Annotated in this window: 5 protein-coding genes; 4 read left to right on the forward strand and 1 reads right to left on the reverse strand. The window is 73.1% G+C overall.

The window, feature by feature from the left end; all coding sequences use genetic code 11:
• Nucleotides 1–193: 193 nt before the first annotated feature.
• Nucleotides 194–3061 (reverse strand): LuxR family transcriptional regulator, encoded by a 2868-nt coding sequence (locus ABZ845_RS23020; RefSeq protein WP_360982567.1) that lies wholly within the window; start codon nucleotides 3059–3061, stop codon nucleotides 194–196.
• 168 nt (nucleotides 3062–3229) lie between these two features.
• Here ABZ845_RS23020 and ABZ845_RS23025 point away from each other — a divergent pair, with 168 nt between their 5' ends.
• From ABZ845_RS23025 to ABZ845_RS23040, 4 genes are all read left to right on the forward strand, one after another.
• Complete coding sequence (locus ABZ845_RS23025; protein ID WP_360982569.1) at nucleotides 3230–6127, forward strand: AAA family ATPase; 2898 nt, start codon at nucleotides 3230–3232, stop codon at nucleotides 6125–6127.
• A gap of 166 nt (nucleotides 6128–6293) precedes the next feature.
• Complete coding sequence (locus ABZ845_RS23030; protein ID WP_360982571.1) at nucleotides 6294–7259, forward strand: GlxA family transcriptional regulator; 966 nt, start codon at nucleotides 6294–6296, stop codon at nucleotides 7257–7259.
• Nucleotides 7260–7499: 240 nt separating this feature from the next.
• Nucleotides 7500–7892, forward strand: coding sequence for a nuclear transport factor 2 family protein (locus ABZ845_RS23035; RefSeq protein WP_360982573.1), 393 nt, complete (start codon nucleotides 7500–7502; stop codon nucleotides 7890–7892).
• A 411-nt stretch (nucleotides 7893–8303) separates the two neighbouring features.
• A partial coding sequence (locus ABZ845_RS23040) for a sigma factor (RefSeq protein ID WP_360982587.1) occupies nucleotides 8304–8518 on the forward strand: 215 nt, incomplete at its 3' end.

An 8518-nucleotide genomic window follows, 5' to 3' on the forward strand; every position in this document is an offset into this window, starting at 1 on the left:
TGCACGGACGGCAGTTCACCCCGTACATACCAACGACGTGAACGCCCTGGGGAAGCGGGTGAAAGGAAGGTCCTTGACGGTGATCCGCGAGGCAGGCCCTTGACGTGATGTCATGGCATCGCGGCCGCCCGCGTGCCCGGCCCCGATGCGGAACGCCCCCGCGATGCGGGATGCCCGGCCGCGCGCCGCCCGCTCAGCCGCCCGCCGGGGCAGACGGCGAACCCGGCAGCGCGTCCGCCCCCGGCTGGAGTGCGGTCAGGCTTCCGTCCAGCCAGGCCGCCGCCAGTTCGACCCTCGAACGACGCCCGGTGCGCTGGAACAGTCGCGCCAGCCGTTGTTCCACCGTCTTCTCACTGCATGCCAGGCGGGCCGCGATCTGCCGGTTGGTCGCACCGTCGCTGACCATGCCGATCAGCTGCGCATCCGCCTCGCTCAGCCCCACCCTCACCGAACGGGTCCTCGGCAGCGGGATGTTGTCGCGTTGTGCGAGGTGGCCGAGCAGGCCGCGCCCCACCGGGCCGATCGACATCTGGTGCGAGAGCCGTGCCGCCTGGGCCAGCCAGGGCCGGGGGTCGTCCCCGACATCGGCGAGGAACTGGCTGCAGTACAGCATCATGGGTCTGTCTCCCCGGCGCTCGGTCGAGCGGTAGGCGTCCAGCACACGTGCCGCGTCGCGCTGCAGCACCCCACGGGCGACCAGCACCGCCTCCAGAGTCAGGGCGGTCGCTGCCTCCTCGTGCAGCGACTCCAGCTCTTCGAGGGCCCGCACGGCCTCGTCCGGCTTGGTCTCGCCAGGCGTGGTCCTGCCGGAGAACCGCAGGATACGCAGCAGCACCCTTTCCAGGCCCATGAGCAGGCCGCTCTCGCGCGCCCGCCGTACGTCCCGCCACGCCTCCTCCAGCGCCTCCTCCAGCAGCACCACGTCCGCTCGGTCGGCCCAGTGCCGCACGCCCAGCCGCGCGCGGGTCACCAGCGGGTGGGTGACAGTGCCGGGAATCAGGTTCAGCCACTCACGGGCCCGTACCTGGTCGCCGCGCATGCTGTGGATCTCGGCGGCCAGTGCCCGGGCCAGCTGGCCGACGCCGGGCGCGCCGTCGGCCCCGCCCCGCGTCTCGATCCCCCGTGCGACCGCCAGGGCGTGGTCCCAGTCGCCGGCCAGGTAGCGGCGGACCATGTCGTGGTAGCGCATGGCGGTGCTGTCGCCCGTGTGGCTGTAGCGCTCGCCCAGCACGGCTTCCAGGGCACCCGTCAGGTCGCCGTACGCCGCCGCTTCACGCAGCCGCCCGAGCGCCTCCGCGTCGACCGCCTTCCGTGGCAGGCCGGGCGTGACCCCCACCATGTCCGTCCGGCTGCCGACAGCGGCGGCCAGCACCCTCAGCTCCGCGGGCGTCGGCAGCTGGCTGCCGACGCGGCGGAGCGGGGTGTAGCCGGAGAGGCGGCCCGGGCCGGGGAACCAGGGCTGCACCGGGCCGATCCCGTACCGGCCGCCGAGCGCGGCCAGCATGGCCGCCCGCGGCATCCGCTCCGGTGAGGCGTGGATGCCGGGCGCGGCGCCGTCGTACGGCGGCCGGTGCTCGTGCAGCGAGGACAGTGCCCAGGCCGCGGTGGCGAACTCCAGGCCGCCGCCGTCCGCATCGCCGTCCACACCGGCCGGCTCGCGCAGCACGGCGTGGATCGGCTCGCCGAGCGCGAGGACGCCGACGTGGTCGCCGGACGCCAGTCCGAGTGCGGCCGCGTCGCGCAGCATGTCCGGCGTACCGGGATGCGTCGGGTACAGGCGGCGCAGCGCCGACCGGTAGGCCCGCTGCGCCCGCGGATGGTGGGATCTGGCGTCCTTGCCGGCCGCGGCCAGCAGCAGCGGTACCGCATCGGCGTCGGGCAGCAGCGTGCCCGCGGCCGACACATGGTCGGCCAGCCGCGGATGGGAGGCTCCCGCGGCGGCGGGACCCAGCCGCCCCGTCACCGCGCGCACCACGGCGGCGTGCACCGAGGGCGCGTCGCCGCGGGTCGGTGCCGTCCGCAGGGCCGCCGCGAGCGCGGGCACCGCGAAGGTCAGTCGGCCGTCCCGGTCGGCCGCCAGCACCCCGTCCCGCACCAGCGCGTCCACCGTCCGGCACAGGTCCGCGTCGGCCGTCGCGCCTGACGGGGTCAGGGAGTAGAGGTCCTCCAGGCACAGTTCCGCTCGGTGAACCAGCCGGGCCAGCAGGGCCGCGGTGTCCGGTCCCCCGGCCGTGACCAGACGGACCGTCTCGGCCTCCGCGGTCAGGCGCAGCGAGTCCTCCCCGGCTCTCAGGCCGATACGTCCGTCGAGTTCGAGGAGAGCGCCGTCCTCTTCGAGCGCGGTGAGTACCGACAGCACGGCCGCGGGGTTTCCCGCCAGCGGTCCGAGACAGCGCAGCACCGCTTCCAGGAGCGCGGGTTCGGAGGGGCGTCCCAGGCGTGCCGCGAGGAGTTCACCGGCGGCACCCGGCCGCAGTGGCGGCAGGTCGAGCACCTGGTCCGCGGGCACCGCCAGGTCCGGTGCGCCCGCCGGGACCGCGGGTACCGGGCGCCCGGCCATGACCACGGGCAGGAACGCCGGCCGGAACACGCGGAGCATCCGCTGGAGCGCGGACGCGGTCGGCGGAGGGAGGCCGTCGGTGTCGTCGATGAGGAGCGCGAACGGGACGCGGCGTGCCGCGTCGCCGAGGTTCTCGCCGAGTGTGGACAGCAGGGTCAGCTCGCCGCCATGGCCGTCATCGGCGCCGTGGCGTATCTGCGCTCGTCGTACGGCGGTGAGGCGCACCGGCAGCCGTCCGTCCTGGACCTCGGCGAGCACTCCGTAGACCGCGTCGGCGAGTGCGGCGGCGCCACCCGCCCCGGTGGCCGTCTCCCAGGACGGCCGCAGGACCTTGACGCCCTCTCGGGCGACCGTCTCCACTGCCTCGTCGAGCACGGCGGTCTTGCCCGCTCCGGCGGCGCCGGTGACGAGCAGGGTCCGCTCCGTACCGGTCGCACGCAGCACGTCGGCGACCAGGCCGATCTGGCGGTCCCTGCCCACGACAGGTGCACGGCGTTCCATACGGGTTCCTCACTACTCACCCTCGGCCCCCGTCGAGCGGCTTCGCCCGGCGATCGTGACATCGTGCCGGGATATGGCCATAATGCATGCTTCGAACGGGACCGTCGTAACGGTCCGGGAGGCAGGCGCCGAGGTGGACCACCCTTGGCGCTCCCTGGGGGAGATGTCGTGGACAGTGACCGGCCCGCGCTCGGCGACGCGGTCGGCGGCGGGACGACGGCGCAACCGGACCCCGTGTCGCGGCTGGTCGGACGCGAGCGGGAACTGGCGGAGCTGAGCCGTCGCCTGGACGCCCCGGACGGTCCGGGCCTGGTTCTCGTGCACGGCGAACGCGGGGCGGGGCGCAGCGCGTTCGCCCGTGCCGCCGCCGAAGAGCTGCGGACGCGAGGCCGTACGGTTCTGTCGCTGGGCTGCGCGGAGGGCGACCAGGAGCGTCCGCTTCTGCTGGCATTGCGCGTGATCGCGGCTGCGCGCAAGCACCGGTCGGCCGCGGCGCCGCAAGGTGCGGCCGGGACGCCGGACCCGGAGTCCGAGGCCCTGTCGGCCGTGGAGCGGGGCGATCAGGCGGCGCTCGCCGAGACGCTGCTGTCCGTGCTGGCGTACGACACGGGCGTGGCCGTGGTGGTGGACGACGCGCAATACGCCGACACGGTGTCCCTCGACGTGCTGTCGGATCTGGCCACCGCCCAGGGGTCGGCACCGGACGTGCGAGTGGTGGTCGCGATGACCGGGGCCGGTCGCCCAGGCGGTGACGCGGAGCGGTGGTCACAGTGCGGCTCCGCGTGGACGATCTCCCTGCCCCGGCTGGCGGCACAGCAGGTTGCCGAGCTGGTGGCGCGGCGGTGGCAGGCGGTGCCCGATCCCGCTCTGGTGGAGCAGGCGTTCGAACTGACCCGGGGCATCCCCGCGGCGGCCGACGCACTGCTCACCGAGTGGGCGGCGCAGAACGCGGTACGGATCGCCGACGGGCACGCCTTCCTCGCCGTGGACGCGCCGGTGCCGGTGCTGCCCGACGACGACCGGTTCATGAGGGCGCTGTACGCGCTCGGCGAACCGTGTTGGACAGTGGCGGCGGCGTTGAGCGTCCTGTGGCCGCTCGGCCGGGCGGCGGTGCGGCCGGCGGTGGACTCCACCGGGCTGTCCGGCCGGGAGCTCGGCGACGGCGTCCAACGCCTTGTCGCCGCGGGGCTGGTGGACGAGCTTCCAGGGGAGGCGGAGGGCACCGTCCGCGGCTGGATGTTCCGCTCGCCCCTGGTGGAGCACGCCGTGCGGGAACGGCTCGGGCCGCTGGAACGCGCCCGGCTTTCCGCCGCGGGGGTGCGGGAGCTGTGGGCGGTGCGGGACGACTCGGGCGCAAAGATCCCCGAAGAGCCGCCGTCCATGCTCGTCGCCGAGGCGGACGCCGAGACCTATCTGCCCGACAGGATCGCCGACGCCGGTGTGCTGCTCGACCGCGACCGCTCGGTGGCGGAACTGACGGCCGCCGCGGACAGGATCTACCCCGACCCCGGGAACCGCGGCATGCTGCGCTGGCTTCGCGCGGCGCTGCTTCTGGTCGAGGAACCCGCCGCACGCGAGCAGGCCCTGCTGCAGTACACCAATGCCGCCTGGGTGGCGGGCGACCACGCGACCGCCGGACGGACGGCGGAGACGATCCTGCGCGATCCCTCCGACGTTCTCTCCGGCCCGGAGCTGCAGGAGATGGCGAGCCTCCCGGTCGTCGCGGCCGCCGCCGCGAAGGACTGGTCGCGGCTGACCCGGATGGGCTCGGCCAAGTGGTGGGACGACATGCCGCTGCCCCCGCAGGCCGTCGGACCGGCGCGGGCGCTGGCGCTGTGCATGGTGGAGCGGTGGCAGGAGGCGCTGGACCTGCTCCGGCTGACCGAGGCGACCTGGCGCACGGATCCGCACACGCGGGTGATACCCGAGCTGGTGCTTGCCGTCGGGGACATGGTGCAGGGCAGGACGGACCTGCTCACCCGCGACATCAGCACGCCGCCGTCGCGGGAGCTTCCGCCCGGCGCGCTGTACGGGATGACGGCCGCGCATTCCCTGCAACTGCTGGGTGCCACCGACCTGTACGGCGCTCTGGCCCTGCTGCGGACCCGCGGGATGACACCGGAGACGCTGCCCCCCGGCAGCCGCTTCCTCGTCCTCCATCTCCAGGGCCGCTGGGACGAGGCGCTGGCACTGGCGCGCCGCATGGTCGCGAAGGACGAGGCGTTCACGGCGGCGCCCCACCACCATCTGTTCACCGCCCGCACGGCGGCCATCCTGGTGGCCAGGGGCAAGACGGCGGGTGCAGCCCGCCTGATCGCCGACGCGCGCGGGAGCGGAAACGGCCCCCTGGAAATCTTCCTGGACCTCGCCGACTCCGGGGTGCTCCGGACCATGGGCGATTCACCGGCGGCCGAAAAGGCTCTGCGTCGCGGGCTGCGGGCGGCCGACGCGAGGGGCTACGCCCACGGAACCGACGAGTTGTCGGCCGCCCTCGCCGAGGTCCTGGCGGACACGGGCCGGGCGGGCGAGGCGACGGCCTACCTGCGTCGCCTCGCGGATCTCGCCCAGCGCACGGGCAGCGAGCGGACCCGGCTGCTGTATCTGCTGGCGTCGGCCAGGGTCCTGGGGCGCGATGACACGCAGGGGCGCGCGATGCTGCACGAGGCGGTGGAGCTGGCGCGCTCCCGCGGCCAGCCGTTCGAGACGGCGGTCACACTGGCGTCCGCCGCCGGGCACTCGGGTCCCCCCAAGCTGCTCCACGAGGCGTACGAACTGTTCGGCGACACGGGCTCGGTGCTGCGGCGCTTCCATGCCCGGACCGCGATGCGCGAGGCCGGGCTGACCGTGCCCGGCCGCCGGCAGGCCACCGCCGAGAACGAGCGGTTGCTGGCCACCCTGATCACCGAGGGACTCACCAACCGTCAGATCGCCACCGTGCTGCGGCTGAGCGAGGACGCCGTCGCCAACCGCCTGTCGCGCCTCTTCGCACGCACCGGCCTGCGGTCCCGTACCGAGGTCGTCTCGGCCGTGCTCACCGGCAGGCCGCTCACCGCCCACGAGCGGTGAGCGGCCCCGCACGGGACGAGCGCGCCGCGTCCACCGAGGGACCCCGCGGGAGCCGGTCGGCTCCGGCCTTGGAGGCAAGCGCCACTCGCATGGCGGACTTCGGCATGGCGGACTTCGTCATATTCATGTCCTTGCCGCCGGATGGCCGCTGGGCCACGATGCTCAGGTGACACAGCGGCGCGTCGTTTTTCTCATCTATCCGCAATTCCAGGTGCTGGACCTGACGGGGCCGCACGAGGTTTTCGGGCAGGCAGCGCAGTGGGTGCCCGCGGGTGAGGGCTATGCCGTTGAGATCGTCGCGAGCCGCGCCGGAGCGGTGCGGGCCAGTCACGGGATCGACGTGATGGCCAGTGGCATCCAGCAGTGCGAGGGACCGATGGACACGCTGGTGGTCGTCGGCGCACCGGGCAATCCCCAGGGAGCGGACGACGAAGAGCTTGTCCGTTGGCTCGAGGCGGCGGCCGGGCGGGCCCGGCGGGTCGCCGCCGTGTGCACAGGCGCGTTCCTGCTCGCGCGGGCCGGGCTGCTCGACGGACGGCGCGCGGTGACGCACTGGGCGTGCTGCGAGCGACTGGCCCGCGAGCACCCGAACGTCACGGTCACCCCGGACCCCATCTTCGTGCACGACGGGGCCGTGTGGACCTCCGCCGGAGTCACGGCGGGGATGGACCTGGCACTCGCCATGGTCGAGGAGGACCACGGGCCCGAGGTCTCTCGGGCCATTGCCCGGATACTGGTGATGTTCGTCCAACGCCCAGGAGGCCAAACCCAGTTCAGTACCCAGCTCGCCGCGCAGCGGCCCACGCGTAAGCCACTGCGCGACCTTCAGGCATGGGTCACCGACCACCTCGCCGACGACCTGACCGTCCGGGCGCTCGCCGAACGGGCAGGCATGAGCGAGCGCAACTTCACCCGCGTCTTCCGCGCCGAGACCGGCCGCACCCCGGCCGGCTACGTGGAGACCGTCCGCATCGAGGCGGCCCGGGCACTGCTCGAGACGACGGACATAACCGTCGACGCGATCGCCCGGCTCTCCGGCTTCGGCTCCGCGGAGACCCTGCACCGCCGCTTCAAGCACACCCTGGGCGTCACACCGAGCCAGTACCGCCGACACTTCTCCACCACTCGATGAAGTAACACCTGGAACCCACCGCGGCGGCCGGGCGGCGCGCCCCGTTATTCGCTTGTGCTGCCCGTCGGCCTGCGTCTCTGGAGGCTGGGCCGTACCCGCCCGTGCGGGCTGCCGGGTGTCGCGGCTGATTCGCACACCCATTCACTGTGTGCGTGACGCACACAGTGAGCTCGGCAGAAAGTAAGCGCGCACAGCACTCGCATTGCGTCTGACCTGCACATACCCGAAAAGGAAGCTCCCATGACTCACACCGGTATCGAGGCCGCCCTGAGCGACCTGCTCTTCAACCGCGACCTCACCCTGGACGAGGCCGCCGACCGGCACTTCACCCCCGACTACCGCCAGCGCACGGACGGCGAGTGGGCCGACCGCGCCGAGTTCCTCGACCACATCGCCCACCTGCGCACGCTCGTCGTCGGCGGCAAGGTCGAGGTGCACGAGGAGCTGTACGACGGCAGCAAGTACGCCGACCGGCACATCTGCCACATCACCAAGAAGGACGGCTCGACCGTGAGCATGGAGGTCTACGTGTTCGCCGACCTCGCACCCGACGGCCGCTTCCAGCGCATCCAGGAGACCACCCTGATGCTCGAGGGCTCCGACGCCGACCGGAACATCGGCAGCGCCCGCTGACCACCCCCCTGCCGCGCTGACCATCGATCAGGTGCGGGCGGGAACCGAGTCGATGTTCCCGGAAAAAGTTCCGATGCGATGCAACCCGGCGCCGAGCCCGTGCGTAGAGGAGGCGATAACCGCACCTCGCAGGGGGAATCTCATGTACTCGGACCGTTCGGCCGACCGGACCGCCGACCGTCTCGGGGCCGCTGCGGCGGCCTGTACCGCTTCGCTCTCGGCCGTCGGCTGCTCGGCGAACGCGGGTAGCGGCGTCCGGGCGGCAACGGCTGTGTCGGCCTCGCCACCAGCACCGCTGAGGGCTTCCAAGTGGCTCGACCACAGCGCCGCGGGCGCCACCACGACCGCATGACCCCCACCGCAGCGGTGGTGCACCACGCGCCCCGCGCCGTAAGAAGAGAGCACCACCTGGTGACCGAAGACGAGTTCGACCTCTTCTACACGGCCGCCTATCCGCGTCTGGTCGGCCAGTTGTACGCACTGACGGGCAGTCACGCGGAGGCTCAGGACGTGGTCCAGGAGGCGTTCATACGCGCTTGGGACCGGCGTTCGTCCGTCCTGAACGGTGAGCGGGATCCCGAGGCGTGGATCCGTACGGTGGCGCACCGTCTGGCGATGAGCCGCTG

The organism is Streptomyces sp. NPDC047022, from assembly GCF_040644155.1.
Classification (GTDB): Bacteria; Actinomycetota; Actinomycetes; order Streptomycetales; family Streptomycetaceae; genus Streptomyces.